This is a genomic window from Plantibacter sp. PA-3-X8 (assembly GCF_003856975.1).
GTDB classification, from domain to species: domain Bacteria; phylum Actinomycetota; class Actinomycetes; order Actinomycetales; family Microbacteriaceae; genus Plantibacter; species Plantibacter auratus.
In genome coordinates, this window is sequence record NZ_CP033107.1 from 1,464,103 (window position 1) to 1,485,351 (window position 21,249).

General features: G+C 71.0%; 20 protein-coding genes. 7 read left to right on the forward strand and 13 right to left on the reverse strand.

Annotation, left to right across the window (positions count from 1 at the left end; translation table 11 throughout):
• Nucleotides 1-39 precede the first annotated feature (39 nt).
• From hpaE to EAO79_RS07075, 5 genes are read right to left on the reverse strand one after another with little or no spacing between them, the layout of a single operon-like run.
• The gene (hpaE, locus tag EAO79_RS07055; protein WP_124768521.1) at nt 40-1,554 is read right to left on the reverse strand and encodes a 5-carboxymethyl-2-hydroxymuconate semialdehyde dehydrogenase; all 1,515 of its coding nucleotides are present in this window, start codon (nt 1,552-1,554) and stop codon (nt 40-42) included.
• The gene (locus EAO79_RS07060; RefSeq protein ID WP_124768522.1) at nt 1,551-2,297 is read right to left on the reverse strand and encodes a GntR family transcriptional regulator; all 747 of its coding nucleotides are present in this window, start codon (nt 2,295-2,297) and stop codon (nt 1,551-1,553) included. Before EAO79_RS07060 ends, hpaE begins: the two co-directional genes overlap by 4 nt.
• Complete coding sequence (locus EAO79_RS07065; RefSeq protein WP_124768523.1) at nt 2,294-3,799, reverse strand: fumarylacetoacetate hydrolase family protein; 1,506 nt, start codon at nt 3,797-3,799, stop codon at nt 2,294-2,296. Before EAO79_RS07065 ends, EAO79_RS07060 begins: the two co-directional genes overlap by 4 nt.
• Before the next feature lie 59 nt (nt 3,800-3,858).
• The gene (locus EAO79_RS07070; RefSeq protein WP_124768524.1) at nt 3,859-4,671 is read right to left on the reverse strand and encodes an HpcH/HpaI aldolase/citrate lyase family protein; all 813 of its coding nucleotides are present in this window, start codon (nt 4,669-4,671) and stop codon (nt 3,859-3,861) included.
• Nucleotides 4,656-5,438 carry a 2-keto-4-pentenoate hydratase gene (locus EAO79_RS07075; protein WP_124768525.1) on the reverse strand — a complete coding sequence of 261 codons (783 nt, stop codon included), beginning with the start codon at nt 5,436-5,438 and terminating at the stop codon, nt 4,656-4,658. The genes EAO79_RS07070 and EAO79_RS07075 overlap by 16 nt, the downstream gene beginning before the upstream one ends.
• Before the next feature lie 157 nt (nt 5,439-5,595).
• Between EAO79_RS07075 and EAO79_RS07080 the strand changes: the two genes are divergently transcribed.
• Nucleotides 5,596-6,969, forward strand: coding sequence for an MFS transporter (locus EAO79_RS07080; RefSeq protein WP_124768526.1), 1,374 nt, complete (start codon nt 5,596-5,598; stop codon nt 6,967-6,969).
• A gap of 6 nt (nt 6,970-6,975) precedes the next feature.
• On the opposite strand, the gene EAO79_RS07085 is transcribed toward EAO79_RS07080, so the two are convergent.
• The 3 genes from EAO79_RS07085 to EAO79_RS07095 form a co-directional block, all read right to left on the reverse strand.
• A complete protein-coding gene (locus tag EAO79_RS07085; RefSeq protein ID WP_124768527.1) occupies nt 6,976-7,674 on the reverse strand; it encodes an IclR family transcriptional regulator in 699 nt (232 codons plus the stop codon).
• A 79-nt stretch (nt 7,675-7,753) separates the two neighbouring features.
• Nucleotides 7,754-8,638, reverse strand: a complete 885-nt coding sequence (locus EAO79_RS07090) for a PD40 domain-containing protein (RefSeq protein ID WP_124768528.1) — start codon at nt 8,636-8,638, stop codon at nt 7,754-7,756.
• Between the two features lie 66 nt (nt 8,639-8,704).
• Nucleotides 8,705-9,277: an NADPH-dependent F420 reductase gene (locus EAO79_RS07095; RefSeq protein WP_124768529.1), complete on the reverse strand. Its 573-nt coding sequence runs from the start codon at nt 9,275-9,277 to the stop codon at nt 8,705-8,707.
• Between the two features lie 105 nt (nt 9,278-9,382).
• Between EAO79_RS07095 and EAO79_RS07100 the strand changes: the two genes are divergently transcribed.
• Both EAO79_RS07100 and EAO79_RS07105 read left to right on the forward strand, forming a co-directional pair.
• Nucleotides 9,383-9,865: a MarR family winged helix-turn-helix transcriptional regulator gene (locus tag EAO79_RS07100; protein ID WP_079704896.1), complete on the forward strand. Its 483-nt coding sequence runs from the start codon at nt 9,383-9,385 to the stop codon at nt 9,863-9,865.
• A gap of 97 nt (nt 9,866-9,962) precedes the next feature.
• Nucleotides 9,963-10,244: a hypothetical protein gene (locus EAO79_RS07105; protein WP_124768530.1), complete on the forward strand. Its 282-nt coding sequence runs from the start codon at nt 9,963-9,965 to the stop codon at nt 10,242-10,244.
• A gap of 80 nt (nt 10,245-10,324) precedes the next feature.
• Here the strand turns inward: EAO79_RS07105 and EAO79_RS07110 are convergent, their stop codons facing one another.
• Complete coding sequence (locus EAO79_RS07110) at nt 10,325-11,533, reverse strand: cysteine desulfurase-like protein (protein WP_124768531.1); 1,209 nt, start codon at nt 11,531-11,533, stop codon at nt 10,325-10,327.
• 327 nt (nt 11,534-11,860) lie between these two features.
• On the opposite strand from EAO79_RS07110, the gene EAO79_RS07115 reads away from it, so the two are divergent.
• Nucleotides 11,861-12,355, forward strand: a complete 495-nt coding sequence (locus EAO79_RS07115) for an FBP domain-containing protein (protein ID WP_124768532.1) — start codon at nt 11,861-11,863, stop codon at nt 12,353-12,355.
• A gap of 67 nt (nt 12,356-12,422) precedes the next feature.
• On the opposite strand, the gene EAO79_RS07120 is transcribed toward EAO79_RS07115, so the two are convergent.
• Nucleotides 12,423-13,028 (reverse strand): TetR/AcrR family transcriptional regulator, encoded by a 606-nt coding sequence (locus EAO79_RS07120; RefSeq protein ID WP_124768533.1) that lies wholly within the window; start codon nt 13,026-13,028, stop codon nt 12,423-12,425.
• A gap of 98 nt (nt 13,029-13,126) precedes the next feature.
• Between EAO79_RS07120 and EAO79_RS07125 the strand changes: the two genes are divergently transcribed.
• Nucleotides 13,127-13,927, forward strand: coding sequence for an SDR family oxidoreductase (locus EAO79_RS07125; RefSeq protein WP_124768534.1), 801 nt, complete (start codon nt 13,127-13,129; stop codon nt 13,925-13,927).
• Between the two features lie 51 nt (nt 13,928-13,978).
• On the opposite strand, the gene EAO79_RS07130 is transcribed toward EAO79_RS07125, so the two are convergent.
• From EAO79_RS07130 to EAO79_RS07140, 3 genes are all read right to left on the reverse strand, one after another.
• Nucleotides 13,979-14,854 carry an endonuclease domain-containing protein gene (locus tag EAO79_RS07130; protein ID WP_124768535.1) on the reverse strand — a complete coding sequence of 292 codons (876 nt, stop codon included), beginning with the start codon at nt 14,852-14,854 and terminating at the stop codon, nt 13,979-13,981.
• Between the two features lie 109 nt (nt 14,855-14,963).
• The gene (locus EAO79_RS07135) at nt 14,964-16,112 is read right to left on the reverse strand and encodes a substrate-binding domain-containing protein (RefSeq protein WP_124768536.1); all 1,149 of its coding nucleotides are present in this window, start codon (nt 16,110-16,112) and stop codon (nt 14,964-14,966) included.
• On the reverse strand, nt 16,109-18,067 hold the full coding sequence (locus tag EAO79_RS07140) for a heparinase II/III family protein (protein ID WP_124768537.1): 1,959 nt from the start codon (nt 18,065-18,067) through the stop codon (nt 16,109-16,111). The genes EAO79_RS07135 and EAO79_RS07140 overlap by 4 nt, the downstream gene beginning before the upstream one ends.
• A 128-nt stretch (nt 18,068-18,195) precedes the next feature.
• Here EAO79_RS07140 and EAO79_RS07145 point away from each other — a divergent pair, with 128 nt between their 5' ends.
• Nucleotides 18,196-19,215, forward strand: coding sequence for a hydroxyacid dehydrogenase (locus tag EAO79_RS07145; protein WP_206428303.1), 1,020 nt, complete (start codon nt 18,196-18,198; stop codon nt 19,213-19,215).
• On the forward strand, nt 19,215-21,227 hold the full coding sequence (locus tag EAO79_RS07150) for a DUF2264 domain-containing protein (RefSeq protein ID WP_124768538.1): 2,013 nt from the start codon (nt 19,215-19,217) through the stop codon (nt 21,225-21,227). The genes EAO79_RS07145 and EAO79_RS07150 overlap by 1 nt, the downstream gene beginning before the upstream one ends.
• The last annotated feature ends 22 nt before the right edge of the window (nt 21,228-21,249 follow it).

The following is a 21,249-nucleotide window of genomic DNA, read 5'->3' on the forward strand; positions in this document are numbered from 1 at the left end:
GCTGATCTCGGTTGCTGGGTGGAGGTCGACCGGGAGCGGTCAGTGCGCGGCCTGCAGCGGCCCGCCGGTCCCGAAGCGTGGGGAGTGCGCCTGGTTCAGCGTGATGTGCACCGCCTGCTGGTCGGTGTAGAAGTCGATCGAGCGGTAGCCGCCCTCGTGCCCGAGCCCCGAGGCCTTCACCCCGCCGAACGGGGTGCGGAGGTCGCGCACGTTGTTCGAGTTCAGCCACACCATCCCGGCCTGCACGTTCTGGGAGAAGCTGTGTGCGCGCTTGAGGTCGTTCGTCCAGATGTAGGCGGCGAGCCCGTACTTCGTGTCGTTCGCGAGCGCGAGTGCCTCCTCATCGGAGTCGAAGGGGGTGATTGCGACGACCGGCCCGAAGATCTCCTCCTGGAAGATGCGGGCGGTCGGCGGGACGTCGGCGAAGACCGTCGGCGCGACGTAGTTGCCGGTCGGGAACCCCTCGGGGCGACCGCCGCCGGCGACGAGGCGGCCCTCGGTCTTGCCGATCTCGACGTAGCCCATGACCTTCTCGTAGTGCTCCGGGTGCACGAGCGCGCCGACCTCGGTGGCCGGGTCGTTCGGGTGCCCGACGACGATGTTGCGGGCACGCTCGGCGTAGCGCTCGACGAAGTCGTCGTAGACACTCCGCTCGACGAGGATGCGGCTGCCGGCGGTGCAGCGCTCACCGTTCAACGAGAACACCCCGAACACCGTCGCGTCGAGGGCGTCGTCGAGGTCGGCGTCGGCGAACACGACGGCCGGTGACTTGCCGCCGAGCTCCATCGAGAGCCCCTTCAGGAACGGCGCGGCGTTCGCGAAGATGAGCTGACCGGTGCTGCTCTCGCCGGTGAACGAGATGAGCGGCACGTCCGGGTGCTTCACGAGCGCGTCGCCGGCGTCCTCACCGAGCCCGTTCACGAGGTTGAACACGCCGTCGGGCACGCCCGCGTCGCGGAAGATGTCCGCCCACAGGCTCGCCGAGAGCGGGGTGAACTCCGCCGGCTTGAGGACGACCGTGTTGCCGGTCGCGAGGGCCGGAGCGAGCTTCCAGCTCTCGAGCATGAACGGCGTGTTCCACGGCGTGATGAGCCCCGCGACGCCGATGGGCTTGCGGTTGACGTAGTTCACCTGCCGGCCGGGCACCTTGTAGGTGTCGTCGTGCTGGGCGACGATCAGGTCGGCGAAGAACCGGAAATTCTCGGCGGCGCGCTTCGCCTGACCGAGCGCCTGCGTGATCGGCAGGCCGGTGTCGAAGCTCTCCAGCTCCGCGAGGCGGGCGTCCTGCGCTTCGACGGCGTCGGCGACCCGGTGCAGGATCCGGCTGCGCTCGCGGGGGAGGAGCCGCGGCCACGGACCCTCGTCGAAAGCGCGCTTGGCGGCGGCGACGGCGAGGTCGACGTCCGCCTGCTTGCCGGCGGCGGCCTGGACGTAGGTCTCGTTCGACACGGGGTCGAGGACGTCGAAGGTGTCGCCGTCGACCGAGTCGACGAACGCGCCGTCGATGAAGTGCCGGATACGGTCGGGCAACGCTGCCGGAACGTGCTGGGTCATGGATGGTTCCTCCGGTCGGTGGTGGACGGCGGTGACGACGGCGGGCGGGCCGTCGTGGGCGGCTGGTGCTCCGCCTGGTACGCGAGCATGGCGTCGAGCGTCGCGGTGCGGTGGTCACGGGCGGCAATCTCGATCTCAAGCGGCTGCGCGCCGGCGGCGATGAGTTCGAGGATGCCGTCATGCTCGGCGACCGACTCCCGCGCGCGGCCGGGCACAAAGCTGAACGTCGAATCGCGGAGTGCGGTCAGCCGCCGCCAGCCGCGATGGACGAGGTCGAGGACGTGCGGGTTCGGGCACTCCTCGAAGAGGACGGTGTGGAACTCCAGGTTCAGCGCCGTGAACGCGTGCGGGTCGAAGTCGTCGAGCGTGCGGCGCATCCGCTCGTTGATCTCTCGAGCGCGGGCCAGATGGTCGTCGGTGAGGTAAGCGGCACTCATCGAGGTCGCTGCGCCCTCGACGAGGGCGAGCGTCTGCATCGTGAAGAGGTACTCGGTCTCGTGCAGCATCGCGACCTGCGCGCCGACGTTGCGCTCGAACGTCACGAGCCCCTCGGCCTCCAGCCGGCGGATCGCCTCGCGCACCGGGACCACGCTGATGTCGAGCTCACCGGCGATCTGTCCGAGCACCAGCCGGTACCCGGGGACGAAGCGCCCCTCGTCGATGGCCTCGCGGATGAACCGGTAGGCGCGCTCGGACTTGCTGAGCGACGCTTCCTGCCCGGTCGTCGGGTGTGGTCCGCTCATCGTCCCTGCTCGCTCTCGTATCGCGCCCGCCACTCGGCGTTCAGCGGGAAGAGGCCGTCGACGGCGGCACCACCACGGACCTGCTCGGCGATCCAGGCGTCCTCCGCCTCCTGCACGACCGCCTCCGCGGCGACCTCGGCGGCGAGCGCCCGGGGGATCGCGATGACGCCGTCACCGTCCCCGACGATCACGTCGCCCGGCAGGACGGTCGCCCCGCCGCAGGTGATCGCGACGTCGGTCTCCCATGGCACATGACGGCGCCCGAGGACGGACGGGTGCGGACCCTGCGAGAAGGTCGGCAGGTCGAACGCCGCGACCTGCTCGGCGTCGCGGATCCCGCCGTCGGTGACGACCCCGGCCGCTCCCCGTTGCTGCGCCCGAAGTGCGAGGACGTCGCCGACGGTGCCCGTGCCGCGCTCGCCGCGCGCCTCGATCACGATGACCTCGCCGGCCTCGACGGTGTCGAAGATGCGCTTCTGCGCGTTGAAGCCGTTCCCACGCTCGGCGAAGAGGTCGGGCCGGTAGGCGACGAAGCGGAGGGTGCGGGCCACGCCGACCATGCGCGTGCCCGGTCGCGATGCGTGGACGCCCTCGATGAAGACCTCGGTGTACCCGCGGGCCCGGAGCTTGGCGCTGAGCGTCGCCGTCGTGACCGAGGCGAGCTGCTCGGCGACCACGGGGTCGAGCGGTTCGGCGACCCGATCACCGAGACCGTCCCGGTCCCTGAGCTTGTCGGAGGGCAGACCCGCCGCCGCAGCGTCCCCCCAGGCCTCGATGCGCTGATGGTCGTCGACGGCCGGCTTCGCGCCGAACCCGCCGAAGGGTTCGGTGCCCTCGACGACCGTCGTCACGAGTCGACCGCTCGTCGGGGTGCCGGGTGCGGTCGGTGCGTCGACCTCGACCTCGACGACGTCGCCGGGCACGACGACGGAGGAGCCGGCGGGTGTGCCGGTGAGGATGACGTCGCCGGGCTCGAGCGTCGCGAGCTGCGAGAGGTCGGCGATGAGCTGGGCGAAGGGGAAGAGCAGCGTGTCGCTCGTGTCGTCTTGGACGACGACGCCGTTGACCCAGGTGCGCACGCGGAGGGCGGCCGGATCGATCTGCTCGGCGGGGATGACGGACGGGCCGAGGGGCGTGTAGCCGTCGCCGCCCTTCGAGCGCAGGTTCGACCCCTTGTCGGCACTGCGGAAGTCGTAGAGCCCGAAGTCGTTCGCCGCGGTGACGCCCGAGACGTGCTGCCAGGCGTCCTCGACGCGGACGCGGCGGGCCGCGGTACCGATGATGATCGCGATCTCGCCCTCGAAGGCGAGCAGTTCCGCGCCGGCCGGACGCTCGATAGTGCCGCCCGTGCCTGAGACGGAGGACCACGGCTTGAGGAAGTACGAGGGGTGCTCCGGCGTGCGGCCGCGCTGGGCCGCTCGCGACGGGTAGTTGAGGTGGACGGCGATGATCTTGCCGCCCCCGCTGTTCGGGAGGCCTTCGATGCCCTGGTGGCTACTCATCACACGTCCTCGTTGTCGGTATCCAGAATCGTATACGATCCGGACGCGGTCGGAAAGGGTCAGTACCCGTCGCTGCGGGTCGCGTCGCTCCGGCCGTCGATGAAGCGCTCCGCCAACTGCTCGGATGCGCGGGCGAGGAGCGACACATCCGCACCGACGAGGACGAAGGACGCCCCGCGGTCGAGGTAGTGCTCGGCCATGACGGGGTCGAAGGCGTTCACGCCGGCCGGCTTCCCGGCGGCGGCGGCGGCATCGAGCACCCGCTCGACAGCGCTGACCACGGTGGGGTGCCCCTGCTGGCCGAGCAGTCCGAGCGACGCCGAGAGGTCGGCCGGACCGACGAACACCGCGTCCACGCCGTCGACCGCGAGGATCTCGTCCGCCTGCTCGACGGCCTCCGCCGACTCGATCTGCACCGTGAGCGACACCGAATCGTTCGCCTGCGCGAGGTAGTCGTCGACCCGGTTCCAGCGGGAGGACCTCGCGAGCGCGCTGCCGACCCCGCGGACGCCCTGCGGCGGGTACCGCACGGCCTGCACGAGCGCCACCGCCTGCTCGGCCGACGACACCATGGGCACGATGAGGTTCTGCGCCCCGAGGTCGAGCACCTGCTTGATGACGACCGCGTCGCCGAACGGCACCCGCACCAGCGGACACACCGGGAAGGCGGCCACCACCTGCAGTTGCAGCTGGATGCTCTCCAGGGTGTTCGCCGAGTGCTCGCCGTCGATGAGGAGCAGGTCGAGCCCGCTGCCCGCAGCGATCTCCGCCGCGATCGGGCTCCCCGACACCACCCACATGCCGATGAGGGGGCGATCCGCGGTGCGCAGGCGCTCGCCGAAGGTCGGCGGCAGGGTCATTCGAATCGGCATGTCACGGCTCCCAGTCCCTGGTATTCGGCGTGGACGGTGTCGCCCCGTTCGACCCACATCGGTCTCGTGAACGATCCCGACAGGATGATCTCCCCGGCGGCGAGACTCCCGCCGTGCTGGGCGAGCTTGCCGGCGAGCCACGCGACGCCGAGTGCCGGGTGCCCGAGGACGGCGCCGGCGACGCCCGACTCCTCGATGGTCTGGTTGCGGTACAGCAGGGCCGAGACCCATCGCGGATCGATCGCGTCGGGGCGGACGGGCGTTCCGCCGAGCACCATGGCACCGAGTGCCGCGTTGTCGGCGATGGTGTCGACGATCGTGCGACCGTCGAGTTCGATGTGGGAGTTGAGGACCTCGAGCGCCGGGACGATGTGGTCGGTCGCGTCGAGCACCTCGAAGATCGTGCAGTGCGGTCCCTGCAACGGGCGACCGAGGACGAAGGCCAGCTCGACCTCCACGCGGACGTTGGAGTAGGCGTCGAAGTCGAGCGTCGCGCCCGAGTCGAAGACCTGGTCGTCGAGGATGACGCCGTAGTCGGGTTCGGTGATCCCGGTGGCCTGCTGCATCGCCTTCGAGGTGAGGCCGATCTTGTGGCCGACGACGCGCCGACCGGCGGCGATGCGGCGTTCGGCCCACAGCGCCTGCACGGCGTAGGAGTCCTCGACGGTCATGTCCGGGTGCCGGGCGGTGAGGAGGGGGATGACGCTCCGGCCCTCGTGCGCCGCCGCCAGCTCGTCGGCGATCGCCTGTCGTTCGTGATCCTGCATCGCGTCCCGTCCTCATCTGCGTCGACTGCGGCCTGCGATCACGATACGGTGCGTCGTCATCGACTGCCTCTTGCGCGGTGCCCACGATTGTATACGATGTGGTGTACATTCTGGCGGTCCAATGACGGGCCGCGACGGACAAAGGGGTCTCGAGACAATGACAACCGCATCACTGGCGCGAGCGACGACGCCCGCGGAACTCCGGCGCGTGGCCTTCGCCACCGTCATCGGCACCACGGTCGAGTGGTACGACTTCTTCCTCTATGCGAGCGCCGCCGGTCTCGTCTTCTCTCAGCTCTTCTTCCAGCCGGCAGGGCCGCAGGCCGCGCTGTTGCTGTCGTTCGCGACGGTCGGCGTCAGCTTCCTGTTCCGGCCGCTCGGCGCGTTCGTCGCCGGGCACTTCGGCGACCGCATCGGCCGGAAGAAGATGCTCGTCATCACGCTCTTCCTCATGGGAGCTGCCACGACGCTCATCGGTCTGCTGCCGACGTACGACCAGATCGGGATCATCGCCCCCGCCCTGCTCGTGTTCCTCCGCATCCTGCAGGGGCTGTCGACCGGCGGGGAGTGGGGCGGCGCCGTCCTCATGGCCGTCGAGCACGCCCCCACCGGCCGCCGCGGCCGGTTCGGTGCGTTCCCGCAGATCGGCGTCCCGATCGGACTGCTCCTCGCCTCCGGCATGCTCGCGCTCATGACGGGCGTGATCTCGCCCGGCGCCGCGTTCCTCGAGTGGGGCTGGCGGATCCCGTTCCTGCTGAGCTTCGTCCTGATCATCGTCGGCTACGTCGTGCGCCGGAAGGTCGATGAGAGCCCCGTCTTCGTCGCGCTCGCCCGCAACAAGGAGCGTCGCCGGGTCCCGATCATCGAGCTCTTCCGTCACCACTGGCTGCTCGTGCTGCTCGCGGCGCTCACCTTCGCCGGCAACAACGCCGCCGGCTACATGACCACGGGCGGCTACATCCAGAACTACGCGACGACGCCGCTCGCCGACGGTGGCCTGGTCGGCATGGAGCGGACGCCGGTGCTGCTCGCGGTGACCGGGTCGGCCATCGTCTGGCTGATCGTCACCTGGTTCGCGGGTTCGCTGTCCGACCGGATCGGCCGACGCAACACCTACATCATCGGCTGGGTCGCGTTCCTGGCCACCGTCTTCGTGCTCTTCCCGCTCGTGAACACCGGCAACCCGTGGTTGTTGTTCCTCGGGCTCGCGCTGTTCACGATCGGCAACGGCTTCACCTACGGGCCGCAGGCGGCGTACTTCGCCGAGCTGTTCCCGGCGTCGATCCGGTACACGGGTGTGTCGGTCACCTACGCGATCGGCGCCATCCTCGGCGGAGCGTTCGCGCCGACGATCGCGACCTGGCTGGTGCAGGTCACGGGGTCGTCGACGAGCGTCGCGTTCTACATCGCCGGCATGATCGTCATCGCCTTCGCGGCGACCCTCCTCCTGCGCGACCGCACGGGTATCCCGCTCGGTGGCGAGGCGGAGGACGAGCAGAGCCGTGGTCAGGTCTACGGCGCGCGGAGGTAGCCGCGGTCAGACTGACGACACGATGGTCGCGGCGCCCTCGATGAGGCGGGCCGCGATCTCGGTCTCGGGGCGGCTGCTCGAGACGTAGACGACCGCGAGGGCGGCTGCTGGCGAGCCGTGCGCCGAGAGTGGGACCGCGACGGCGCGGAGACCGGTGATGACCTCGTCGTGGCTCGACGCCCAGCCCTGTTCGCGGACCACGGCCAGCTCGGCGCGGTGATCGTCGTCGAGGGCGTCCGGCCACTGCGCTTCCGACAGACGGGACGCGATCGCCTTGCCGGGAGCGCCGACGCCGACCGGGTGCCGGGTGCCTGGCCGCTGCGCGATCGACCCCATCGTGTGCCGTGGCTCGACGCTGACGAGGGTGACGATCTCGTCGCCGTCCAGCACGGTGAGGAAGCAGGTCATGCCGAGCTCGTTCGCGATCGCCGTCAGCTCGGGCAGGGCGGCGGCCTGCAGGTCGTGCGAGACGCTGGCGGCGAGGGCTGCCAGGCGCGATCCGAGCGCGATCCGTCCGGCACCGTCGCGGACGACCAGGCGGTGGTCTTCGAGCGTGCGCAGCAGCCGGTAAGTGACGCTGCGGTGCAGGCCGAGCGTCGCGCTCAGGGTGTCGATCGTAAGCGGAGTGCGCGCGTCGGCGAGGACCTCGAGGATCCGGATGCCGCGCGAGAGCGTCTGGGAGTGGGCGCTGCTGGCATCGGTCACGGTCCGACCCTATCGACGAGCCCCCTGAGTTGCCCGGATCGGTGCGATTCTTCGCCGAAACCGCGCAGAATCGGGCGATTCAGCTCGTGATCGGGTAGGCGACGAAGGCGAACCGTGAGCTGTCGGGGGCCCAGCTGTTCACGTTGAGCGTGCCCTGGCCGCCGAACAACGGGTAGCGGCGGAGCGGGGTCGCCCAGTCGTCGGTCGAGACGAGCCGGACCTCGACGTCGAGGTCGGCGGGGTGTCCGATCGTGCCGGCGGGGAAGGCGATGTACGAGGCCAGTCGAGCATCGGGGGAGAGGTGCGGGAACCAGTCGATGGTGTCGCTCACGACGAGCTGCTCGAGCTCGCCGCCGCCGTCCGGGATCCGCGCGAGCTGGGCATGGCCCGGGGCCGTGCCGAAGTGTTCCGTGTTGCAGAGCAGCCACCGGCCGTCGGGCGACCACTCCGGGCCGTCGAGGTGGCCGTCGCCCGTGTCGAGGACGGTGACGGGACCGCCACCTTCGACCGCCGGAGCGATCGCGAGCCGACCGGGGTGCTCGAAGCCTTCGAGTTCGACGTACGCGATCCGCGTGCCGTCGGGTGAGACGCCGTGGAGGAAGTGCCACCGGTCGTCGTCGGCGGTGAGCTTCGTGACCGGTCCGCCGGTGAGGGCACCGCGGTAGATGTGACCGTCCATCGCCGAGAGGAGTATGTGTTCGCCGTCGGGGTCGAGGACGTGGTCGTTGTTGAGCTCGGGGAGGCCGTGGAAGTCGATCGGCGTGAGCCCCGCGGTCGGGTCGTCGATCGTGAGCGCCCAGAGTCGCCCGTTGCCGTTGAGGTACAGCGTCCGGCCGTCGAGGGACCAGTTCGGCGCTTCGATGAGGAGTTCGTCGGTCTCGAAGAGGAGGACGGGCGCGTCATCGTGCGGCCCGCCGAGCAGGACGCTGGAACGCTGGCCGGGGACGAGGGCGCGGAAGGTCATGCGCCCATCGTCCTCCAGTCCGTCGTGATCCGGGAGGATCGTTCCTCCCGGATCACGATCCGACGACTACTTGACGAGCGCGAACCCCGCGGTCCAGGAGATCTTCTCCGACGCCGCCAGCGTGAGCTGCAGGAAGCCGATCGCCTCGAGTTCGTGGGCGCGCTTCAGGGACCCGGCGTCGACGGCCTCGAGGCCACCGGCGGTCACGAGCTGCTGGAGTGCGGCCTTGGCGTCGGCGTCGTCCCCGGCGATGAGGACCGTGGTGGCCACGTCGCCGACCTGCTTCGCGGCGAGGGTAGCGGCGAAGTTCGTGTTGAAGGCCTTGAGGACGTGGGAGGTCGGGAGCTTCGCCTGCAGTTCCGCTGCAGCCGAGCTGCCGGCGGGGACGGTGAGGCCGTCGAAGGTCGAGAAGTCGAGTGGGTTGGTGATGTCGACGACGACCTTGCCCGCGAGCTGGTCGGCGTACTGCTCGACGATCGTCGCGAGGGCCGGGTAGGGGACCGCGAGGACGACGACGTCGCCGGTGATCGTACCGGTCTCGGCCGATCCGAGGTGGTCGACGGAGGCGCCGCCTGCTGCGAGGACGCCGGCGATGGCGCTGCCCATGTTGCCGGTTCCGAAGATGGTGACGTTCGTCATGACGATGCTCCTTCTCGTGGCCGCCTGGTCACGGGTCAATTGGTTGTTGGTACAACTAACGTAACACCGGTTAGTTGTAGGCGCAACTATTGCTACGCTGGAGGTATGACCGAGACACGATGGCTGAGCGGCGACGAGCAACGCTCCTGGGTGCGCTTCGCCGCGGTGCTCGAGCTCCTGCCGGCCGCGCTCGACCTCCAGCTCACGCGGGACGAGCACCTGACGCACTTCGACTACTTCACGCTCGCGATGCTGTCTGAGACCCCGGGCCGCACGTTGCGCACCTCGGCGCTCGCGGCCCGGACGAACGCGACGCTGCCTCGTTTGTCGCGGGTGCTGACGCGCTTGGAGGAGGCGGGCTTCGTGGCACGGACACCGTGCCCGGAGGATCGACGGGCGACGAACGTGACGCTCACCGATGCGGGCTGGGACAAGGTCGTCCAGGCCGCGCCGGGCCACGTCGAGCACGTGCGGTCCCTGGTCCTCGACGCACTGACGCCGGCCCAGATCGAGCAGCTCGGCGAGATCTCCGCAGCCCTCCTGACGAAGCTCGACCCCGACGGCCGGATGTTCGCCAGCGAGGCCTGATCTCCGTCACCTGGGGGATTCGCGGCGCTCGAGGGCTGCGTAGCGTGGGGCTCGACGTCGTGGACACCACCGAGCGCGACGCGGATCGGAGCGAATGATGACCGGATCGACGCAGCCCGAACCTGCACCACACGGGGACGAGGTGCCCCAGGACGGTCCCGCCGCGGCGGAGCCCGAGTCGACGCCGCCACCCACATCGATGAACGGCGGGACGACCTCCGTCTGGTACTTCGTCGGCGCCACGTTCCTCTTCGCCGGACCCCTGATCTTCGGTGTCGACGACTTCGGATTCTTCCGGATCATCACCCTCGTCCTCGGTGCGGTCGTCATGGTCGCCGGGTTCGTCGTGCTGCGACGCGAGAGCGGCAAGCGATCCTGAGGGCGCTGTCGCCGGGCCGGCTCGCCAACCGTCCAAACGGCGAGCCGTTCAACCGGCGAGCCGTTCAGCCCGCGAGCCGGTCAGCCCGCGAGGAAAGCCCTGATGCCATCGAGCAGGCGGTCGACGTCCTCGTCCGAGGTGTACGGGGCGACGCCGACGCGGAGGCCGCCGACGTCCTCGAGGCCCAGCGCCGCGAACGGCTCGACCGCGTAGAACGAGCCAGCCGGTGCGAGGACGTCGCGAGCGGCGAGGAACGCGGCCGCGTCGGCGGAACGCCTGCCCGGGAACGTCATGAACAGCGTCGCCGTGCGCTCGGCGGCTTGCGAGTGCAGCTCGACGAGCGGGCCGAGGTCGGCGAGCTCGTCCTCGATACGGGTGCGCAGCGCGAGTTCCCGCTGGTGGACGGCTGCGGCTGAGGCGACGAGACGGTCACGTCGCGTCGTGGCCTCACCGGGGTCGATCGACGCGAGCACGCCAATGGCCGCCGTCACGCCAGCCATGAGCTCGTAGGGCAGCGTGCCGAACTCGAAGCGCTCGGGCACCACGTTCGTCGACGGCAGCAGCTTGTCGGGGTGGATCGACTCGAGCAGCGCCGGCGACGCGGCGAGGACACCGCAGTGCGGCCCGAAGAACTTGTACGGCGAGCAGACGAAGAAGTCGGCGCCGAGGGCCTCGACGTCGACGACGTGGTGGGCCGTGTAGTGGACGCCGTCGACCCAGACGAGCGCGCCGACCGCGTGCGCCCGGTCGGCGATCGTCCGCACCGGCGGGATGGTGCCGAGGAGGTTCGACGCTGCGGTCACGGCGACGAGCCGGGTGCGCTCGCCGAGGGTCGCGTCCAGCGACTCGAGGTCGAGCTCGCCGGTCGTGGCATCGAGCTCGATCCAGCGCACCGTCGCGCCGGCGCGTTCCGCGGCCTGGACCCACGGGCGGACGTTCGCGTCGTGGTCCAGTCGGGACACCACCACCTCGTCGCCCGCCGTCCAGCCGCGGGACAGGTGCTTCGCGAAGTCGTAGGTGAGCTGGGTCGCGCTGCGACCGTAGACGATGCCGCTCGGGTCGGCGGCGAGGAGGTCCGCCATCGCAGCGCGGAAGGCGACGACCGCGTCGTCAGCCCGTCGTTCGGAGGCGACCGAGGTCCCTCGGTTCGAGAGCGGCCCGGTGAGGGTGTCGAGGATGGCCTGGCCGACGGCGAGCGGCGTCTGGGTGCCGCCGGGGCCGTCGAAGTGGGCGATGCCCGAGGCGAGGGAGGGGAACGCGGTGCGGAGGAGGGCGACGTCGAGGGTCATGCGTCCATCCTGCCGCGCCGGGAGCCTGAACGGGCGGACCAGGGGAGCGAGCGCGCCATCGCTTGATACAGTGCCTGTGTGTCCATGCTCATCGCTCCGCCCCGTGTCGGGCGTCTGGAGGTCGTCGGCGTCCGCAACGCCGGCCCGAGAGAGCAGCGCACCCGGTCGACCACCTCACCCACCCGGTGAGGACGTCGGCCTCGTCCATCGCGCTCGTCCGAGCGACGACGACGGGGCCGCGCACCCTGACGCACCCACCGCAGCGCACCGACGCGCGGAGGGTCTCTCCGCCGTCTCCACGACGGCCCAGCCGAAACCGGTGAACCCATGATCCCCCTGAACGAATCCCAGATCCGAGCCTCCTTCGTCAACGCATCTCGCAAGGAGGTCAGTGACGTGAGCCTTCCTGCCGACCTCGACACGCTCGACTTCGAGGCGCGTGACTTCCTCGGGTGGCGCGACAGGAAGCTGCCGCGACGCGCGTACGTGGTCGCGATCGTCGACGGCGAGCCCGTCGGCATCCTGCTCCGGCAGGCCGACGCGACGCCCCGCACGAGACCGCAGTGCGCGTGGTGCCAGGACATCACGCTCAGCAACGACGTCGTGTTCTACAGCGCGAAGCGCGCCGGTCAGGCAGGCAAGAACGGCGACACCGTCGGCACACTCGTCTGCGCCGACTTCCAGTGCTCGGCCAACGTGCGGAAGCTGCCGCCGCTCGCCTACGTCGGTTTCGACGCGGAGGCGGCCCGCCAGGAGCGCATCGCGACGCTCAGCGTCCGCGCCGCGTCCTTCGCCTCCTCGGTCCTGAACGGCGTCGGCTGAGCTCCTGACCCGCTGAGTCGCCCGGATCTGCACGAAATCAGCCCGTTTTCGTGCAGATCCGGGCGATTCAAGCCTCGGGAGTGAGGCCCCGCCAGAAGAGGTCGACGGCGCTCGTCACGAGGTCGTCGGCCGGGACGCCGTCAAGCAGGCCGCCAGAGGCGAGTACGGCGATGCCGTGGAAGGTCGCGAAGGCGACGAGCGCGATGTGGTGCGGATCGCCGGCGGTGATCGCGCGGATCTCCTGCCCGGTGGTGACGACCCGGACGACGATCTCCATCGAGGCGTGACCGGCGGCGAGCAGCTCCTCCCGGGCATCGGGCGCGTGCTTGAGGCCGAACATGAGCGAGAGGAGCGTCGGCTGAGCGAGCGCGAAGCCGACATACGCTCGGGCCAGTGCGTCGACCTGTTCACGGGCCCCTGACGACGAGGTGACCTCGGCTCCGGTCGCCCGCTCGAGCGACGCGGAGAGGCGACGGAAACCGTCTTCGGCGAGCGCGTCGAGGAGGGCCTGCTTGTCGCGGAAATGGCGGCTCGGTGCCGCGTGGCTGACGCCGGCGTCACGGGCCAGTCGGCGCAGCGACAGCTCGTCGACGCCGTCCGTCTCGAGACTGGCTGCGGCGGCCTCGAGGAGGGTCCGGCGGAGGTCTCCGTGGTGATAGGGCTGAGCTGGCACGAGACGAGCCTACCGCCATGTTGACATTGACAACACGAGCGAACACGGCAATGATGTCACTGACAACATTCGTGCACCGCCAGCTGAAGGATTCCCCCATGACACTCGATCTCCGCGGTGGCACCGCACTCATCACGGGCGCGAGCTCCGGCCTCGGCGTCGAGTTCGCCAGACGGTTCGCGAACCGCGGGTCGAACCTGGTGCTCGTCGCCAGGCGCGCGGATCGCCTCGAGGCGCTGGCGGCCGAACTCCGGTCCGCCTCGGGTGTCGAGGTCACGGTCGTGCCGGCCGACCTCGGCGTCGCGGGTGCCGCCGAGTCACTCCACGAGGAGCTGGATCGCCGCGGCATCCGGATCACCTCGCTCGTCAACAACGCCGGGTTCGGCAGCCACGGTGCCTTCGACCAGGCGGACGCGGAGCGCATGACGGGAGAGATCCAACTCAACGTCGGGACGCTCGTCGGGCTCACGCGTGCATTCATGCCGCAGCTGCTCGAGGGCTCCGGCGCCCTGGTGACGGTCGCGAGCACCGCTGCCTACCAGCCGACGCCGGGCATGGCTGTGTACGGCGCGACGAAGGCGTTCGTGCTGAGCTTCACCGAGGCGCTCTGGGCAGAGGCCCGTGGCACCGGGCTGCGGGTGCTCGCCGTGAGCCCCGGGCCGACCAAGACCGAATTCTTCGACGTCGTCGGGAGCGAAGACGCTGCCGTCGGACGCAAGCAGACGAGCGCGCAGGTCATGGATACCGCGTTCCGCGCGCTCGACCGGGCTGACGGTGGCCCCAGTGTCGTGTCCGGCCGCAGCAACCACCTCACCGCGCTCGCGACCCGGCTGCTGTCGCGTCGCACGCTCGCGCGCACGAGCGCCCGCGTCCTCGGCGGCGTGCGGATGGCCCGCTGAGTCGCCCGGATCTGCACGAAATTCGCCCGCTTTCGCGCAGATTCGGGCGACTCAGCGGCCGGCGAGGGCGGCGCGCACCGAGGCGACGACGGCGCGGAGGTCGCGGAGATCGTCGGCCGTCAGCTCGATGACCGTCCAACCCGCGGCCCGCAGGCGGTTGGAGCGAGCGCGGTCCTTGCGCCACCGGTCGACCTCGACCCGGTGGTAGTCGCCCTGGTACTCGATGACGATCCGCGCTGCACGGTGACAGAGGTCGGCGCGTGCGAGGAACGAGCCGTTCGCCGCCCGGATCTCCTGGTTCGGTTCGAAGCCGGTGACGCCGCCGCGCACCAGCGCGACGCGGACGATGGACTCGGGCGGTGATTCCGCGCGGTGATCGAGCAGCGGGAGTGCGGCGGCGATGGCTCCACGGCCGCGCCGGCTCGGATAGCGGGCTGCAGCCTCCTCCAACTCGGCCAGGCCTGCGGTACTCGTCCGAAGCAGATGGTCGCCTGTTGCGACGAGATCGGCGAGCGGGAGCGTCGCGGCAAGGTCCAGCCACGTTCGAACCGGACTCGTCAGCCGGATGCCGCCCTGGACGATCACGTCGTCCTCGTCATCGATCGTGACCGACCGGCCGGCGATCCCGGCGGCGTGTGGAGCGCGGGCCGGCGCGGCCACGGCGAGGTCGAGGCGTTCCGGGGTGGAGAGCCGGCACGGGAGCGGCAGGCCGAGGAGGAGCGCAGCGGTCGGACCACAGACGAAGACCTGCTCGGACAGGCGGTGGAGGAACGCACGACAGTGATCCTCGACCGTCTCCACCGGGCGGGTGGACCGGATGCCGTGACCCGGCTTCTCGAGTCGACGACTGCGGAGTTCGCCGGGTGTCATCCCGCTGCGGAGCGCGTCGCCGACGAGGAACGGTCCGTCCGGAGGCTCAAGGGGCATCCCTTCACTGTGCCTGCACCGAGTGGTTCCCCGTCCACGTTCTCCACAGGTCCGCTGAGTCGCCCGGATCTGCGCGAAATACCGTCGATTTCGCGCAGATCCGGGCGACTCAGGCGGGCGGGGTGGTCAGGGAGGAGGCGCGGACCTGCAGCTCGGGGAGGACCTGGGTGCGCTGCGTCGGGCGTCGGCGGCCCTCGGACAGGCGGGCGACCATCGTCTCGACGGCCATCCGACCAATGTGCTGCTTCGGTGGGCGCAGCGCGGTGATGGGCGGCTCGCCGTTCTCCGCGACCTCGTCGTCGTAGGCGACGATCGCGAGGTCCTCGGGGATCCGCACGCCGCGGTCGAGGCAGTGGTGCTCGAGCAGGATCGCCTGCGGATCGGCGTGCACGAACAGCGCGGTGGTCCCCGTGGCGAGGCATTCGTCGACGAGCGCACCCAGCCGGGCGTCCCTGGCGCCGTTCTCGACGTCGTCGATCTCGGCGTTCACCGTCAGTCCCGTGTCCAGCCCGAGGTCCGCGGACGCCCTGGCCCAGCCGCGCCGCAGGTGGTCGGAGGTGGGGGAGTGCCGTGCCGCGGCGATGCCGATGCGGCGGTGCCCCTGCTCGTACAGGTGGCGGACGGCGAGCACCGCGCCGAACTCGTGGTCCGTCGTGACCCACTCGAGCGACCGCAGCGCGAGCGAGGACGGCGCGCGACGCTCGGCCAGCACGACCGGGATCGGCAGCGCATCGAGCCAGGCGAGGAGGGCGTACCCGTCCTGGCCCGCGGTGTCGGGTGCGGCGATGAGCCCGTGGATCCCACCCGTCTCCACGAGCGCGGCCATCTGCCGGCGCTGGTCGGCCGGGTCGTAGGACGAGCCGCGGAGCACGAGCTGCGAGCGGCTGAGGGCGGCCGTGGCGCGGGCACCGTTGACGATCTGTGGCCAGTAGTAGCTGAGCGACGGCACGACCATGCCGATGCGGTACCTGGCGGGGCCGGCGGCGTCGGCCGATCGCGCGACCGTCTGGTCGAGGGAGCTCCGGGCGGTCGCGCCACCGTGGACCCGCGTGACGAGCCCGAGGTCGGCGAGCGCGGTGATGTCGCGTCGGATCGTCAGTTCCGTGACGCCGAGGATGACGGCGAGTTCGCGGACGACGACGGAACCGTTGCGTCGGACCTCGTCCATGATCCGTTCGCGGCGCTCGATGCCGAAGACCTGTGAGGGTCCCGTGCCGCCCGTCGGTCCCCGGTCGCCGGAGACGTCGTCGTCGCTCATCGTGCGGCCTCCACGGTGACGAGCAGACGATCCGCATCGGGACGTGGCAGCAGCCGCACGCGGGTGATCGTCTCGCCCCAGGACGACCGCATCATCGCGTCGTCGAGTCGGACGATCTCCATCGTGACCTCATCCGCGTCGTGCTGGAGCATCACGTCCCGGACGCCGGCGACCGGCCGGTGGAGGCGGAGGGTCGCCTGATCGACCTCGGTCACGTCGCCCCACAGCATGAGGGTGATGGCCGTGCCCGCCGGGTCGTCGAGCGTCCAGACGTCCTCGATCACGACCCGTGACGCCGTGCGGTCGAGCGTCGCGGTCCGGCGCCAGTGTTCGTGCTCCGCCAGTCCGTAGGCCGCGGCGAGGTCCATCGACCAGCTCGCCTGTGCGCCATGGTCTCCGCCCCGGCGATCGCGCGCCGCGAACTCCGGTCCATGCTGCTGCAACAGACCGCGCGGTGCCGGGACGCTGTGCCAGTCGCTGCGCATACACCAGATGTCGTAGCGGTGCGGGCCGAAGGTCCGCGCGTCGTAGGTGGGCCGCCCGGGATCGATGACCGCGGGGACGCCGTCGAGTGCGACGATCACGCTCCCCAGGTCGTTGTGGTTGTGGTTCTCGTCGTTGTGGCCGCCCTTGAGGCTGACCGCGAGTCCGTCGGATCGCCCGTCGTGCTCACGGGCGAGACTCATGCCGATCGACGGCAGGTCGACCGAAGCCGGCAGCGGCAGCGTCGCGCTCCGGGCGTCCGCGACCGCCCACTCACGATCGAGGCAGACGCGGACGAGACGTCCGAGTCCGGCCCGGTCCGTGGCGACGGGTGCGTCGGGATCGCGATGCGCCGTGGCGTACGCGACGACGTCCGGCAGCTCGAGTCGCCGTCCCCAGCGATGCAGGAGATCGTACGGGAGCGTGCGGTCACCGCGTGCTCGGGCATCCGCGACGTTCACGTACCAGTCGGCGGACAGCTGCATCCGCAGTGGGAAGCGGAGTGACTCGGGCAGCAGGTCGAGGCCGTCGAGCGCGAGGCGACCTCCGGCGAGACGATCGAGGGTCTCGACCGCCTCGAGGGCGCGAGCCGCTCCGTTCCACCAGTACTCCCAGCCCTCGTCGATCGCGCCGTCCCGGGGGAGGCCCGCCAGGTAGCGGTCGATGCCGTCGACCGCTCGGTCGATGACGAGCTCGGCTCGGTCGGGGCTGCAGAGCACCGCTGCCGCGGCGATCGTGTTGCCGAGGATCCAGGGGTTCCAGTTGTGGAGGACGACCGGCTCGCCGTCAGGGTCGACGTCGAGGCCGAGCCAGTGCCAGTCGTCGCGGTCCAGGAACGGCTGGAACACCCGGTGCTCGGCCTCGGCTCGCAGCCGGTCGGTGAGGCCCGGGTAGCGCTCGTCGAGCTCGTCGCCGAGGACGGCGATCGCCCAGGCGACGGCCGCGACCGCCTCACCGGCGCCGAGGTCGAGGAACGGTTCGTCGAGCGACGGCGTGACCGTCCCGAATCGACGGAACGCGTCGTCGTGGGCCGCCCAGCACCAGGTCGTCTGCTCCGCGAGGAGCCACAGGCCGTCGGCGACCTCGGCGAGCGGGTCGTGCGGTGCGGCCACCGCGACACCGGCGGCGGACGCGGCGGCGAGGATCACGGCGCGGGAGAGGCGTGCGAGTCGGTCACCGACCGCCGTCTCGTAGGAGAGGCGCTCCCCGATCAGCGGATAGGCGCTGTATTTCGAGAAGAGCGGCTGGGGCCAGGGCGTCGCCGCGCGGTCGGCGGTCGCGGACTCGCGCGTCGCCTGGGCGATGAAGGAGTCGAGCAGCCGTCGGTCGATCGAGCTCCAGTCGCCGTCCGGCACGATGGACCGGAGTGCGGTCGCCGGGCGCTGTGACCACGCCGTCACCAACGGGCCGTGCGACCGACGTCGCTCATCGGTGGCGGGTGTGGCGGGTGCGGTCTGCGAGGGTGGATGCACGACGTCTCCATGATCATCTTCGATCGAGCTTGTTTGTTTGTGATCGACTGTTTTGACTCCGATCGGATTGGAGTATTCACTACCTGACAACCGCATGCAACCGCGGCCCACTCGAAGGAGAGCACCAGATGTCGAACGCCGCGCGCCCCGCAGCCCTGGTCGCCATGTGGCCCGACGTGTTCTCGACGCTCTTCGACGAGGCCCGTCTGGCCCGGCTCCACGCGCTGTGCGAGGTCCGCGACGACGAGACCACCGGCGACCTCGACGACCCGGCGCTCGCCGCACAGCTCGCGGAGGTCGAAGTGCTCATCACCTCGTGGGGCACCCCGCCGCTCACGGCGGAGCGGCTCGACCGCATGCCCCGGCTGCGCGCGGTCTTCCACTGCGCCGGCACGGTCCGCTCGCTCGTGACCGACGCGGTCTGGGAGCGCGGCATCGTCGTCACCACGGCCGCCGAGGCGAACGCCATCCCGGTCGCCGAGTTCACCTTCGCCTCGATCGTGCTCGCCGGCAAGCGGGCACAGGTCTTCGCCCGCGACCCGCGGGCACACCGTCGCGAGTGGCGCACCCTGCTCGAGACCACGAACCTGTCCAACCTCGGACGCCGGGTCGGCGTCGTCGGCTTCTCGCGCATCGGCCGTCGCGTCGTCGCCCTGCTCCAGCAGCTCGACGCGGTCGAGGTGCTCGTCGCCGACCCCTACGCCGACGCCACGGCCGTCGCCGCGGCGGGAGCCCGCCTCGTCCCGCTCGACGAGCTCCTGCCGAACGTCGACGTGCTCTCGCTGCACGCTCCGGAGCTCCCGGAGACGAAGCGCATGATCGGGGCTGCCCAGCTCGCGGCGCTCCCGGACGGCGCCACGGTGATCAACACGGCCCGCGGGAGCCTGCTCGACACCGACGCCCTCGCGGCGGAGTGCGCGAGCGGACGCCTCGACGCGATCCTCGACGTCACCGACCCGGAACCGCTGCCCGTGCACTCGCCGCTGCTCGACCTCCCGAACGTCTCGATCACCCCGCACATCGCGGGCTCCCTCGGCCGGGAGACGCTGCGCATGACGGACGCGGCGCTCGACGACCTCGAGCGGTTCCTCAACGGCGAGCACCCACGCGAAGCCGTCCGGGTCGCAGACCTGGGGGTGAGCGCCTGATGGTCGTGCTCCTGACCGCCCCGGCGTCGGACACACTCGCCCTGGACCGCACCCTGTCACCGTCGACCGGCTGGACGCGCAGGCACTGGGAGGACCTCGCGGACCGGCTGCTCGGCGGTGCCGAACCCTTCACCTCGCCCGGTCGTGCCCGCATCCTGTTCCCGGGTGCGCCAGGCGGCTACGGCTCCGACATCGACGGCCTGGAGGGGTTCGCGCGGACGTTCATGCTCGCCGCCTTCCGCATCGCCGGTGATCCCGCACGGACGGGCGACCTCGTCGAGCGCTACGCCGCCGGCCTCGCGACGGGCACCGACCCGGACTCCCCGGAGCGGTGGCCGCGGCCGGACGAGGTCGACCAGGCCAAGGTCGAGGCCGCAGCCATCGCGATCGGACTCCACCTCACCCGTGCCGAACTCTGGGACCGTCTCGACGACCGGACCAAGCGCACGACGATCGACTGGCTCGCATCCGTCATCGGCCAGCCGTACCCGCCCATCAACTGGGTGTGGTTCCGCATCGTCGTCGAGGAGTTCCTGCGCACGGTCGGTGGCCCGTTCTCGGAAGCGGACCTCGAGGAGGACCTCGCGATCGCGGACGGTTTCTTCCGCGAGGACGGTTGGTTCGCCGACGGCGGCACGCGCGCCTACGACCACTACACCGGGTGGGCGCTCCACCTCTATCCGGTGCTGTGGCGCACGATGCTCGCGCCGGGCCACCCGCATCAGGCACGCCTCGACCGCTACGACGCCCACCTCGACCGCTACCTGGAGGACGCCGTCGCACTCGTCGGCGCGAACGGTTCGCCGCTCGTCCAGGGGCGGAGTCTCATCTACCGCTTCGCCGCCGCCGCACCGTTCTGGGCCGGTGCCATGGCCGGGTCCACCGCGCTCTCGCCGGGACTCATCCGTCGAGCGGCCAGTGGAGTCGTGTCGCACTTCGACGCCGCTGGCGCCCCCGACGACCGCGGGATCCTGACGCTCGGCTGGCACCACGAGTGGCGGCAGCTCGCACAGTCCTACTCCGGCCCAGGTTCGCCCTACTGGGCGTCGAAGGGCATGCTCGGGCTCGCGCTCCCGGCCGACCACCCGGTGTGGACGGCCACCGAGGAACCACTGCCGATCGAGCGGGGCGACGTCCTCCGCACCATCGTCGCCCCGGGCTGGATCGTCAGCGGGACGACCGCCGACGGCATCGTCCGCGTCGTCAACCACGGGACGGACCACGCGAACGACGGCGTCGCCCAACGCGACGCCCCGCTGTACGCACGCCTCGGGTATTCGACGGCGACCGCGCCGGGGCTCTCCGCCGATGCCCGCGACCCGTTCGACGGGTCGGTCGTGCTCCTGGACGCCGAGGGTGTCCCGAGTCACCGTTCCGGGTTCACCCGAGGTGGGCTGACGACCCTGCCGACCTCCGACGGATCGTCCACCGGTTGGGCGACGTCCTCCGGTCCCGCCCGCTGGATCGACGCCGATGCCGATGGCCCGGACCACGGCCACGGCCACGCCGCGGACCGGACCCGGACGGGCGCGCGGATCGACCTCTGCTCGGCCGTTCGCGGGCCCTGGGAGGTGCGGTTCGTCCGCGTCGTCCCGGACACCGGCGACGAGGTCCCGCTCGGCGCGCTCCGTGTCGGCGGGTGGACTGTCAGTGGTCGTGACCTGACCGTCGCCACCGACCAGACCTCGGCGGTCGCCGTCGCCGACGGCGTGCGTTCGGTCGTCGTCGCGCTCCCGAGCGAGCACGACCCGCTTCCGACCGGCGCGCTCCGGTCGGGCGTCCGGGACCGCGACGACGCCACCCCGCTCGGACCCCGTTCGGGCACGCCGTGGTGCGAGACCGACGGTCCCGTCCGCCCGGACCACTGGCACGCGTTCGCGCTCCTCCTGGATGGCGCCACGCAGCCGGGCGTCGTCGCCCCGGCGATGGCGGGCGTCGCCGGGTCCACCGCCCGCACCATCACCTGGCCGGACGGCGCGACGACGTCGCTCGACCTGCCCGCGTCGCACTGACGCCCACCGACCGCTCCACCCC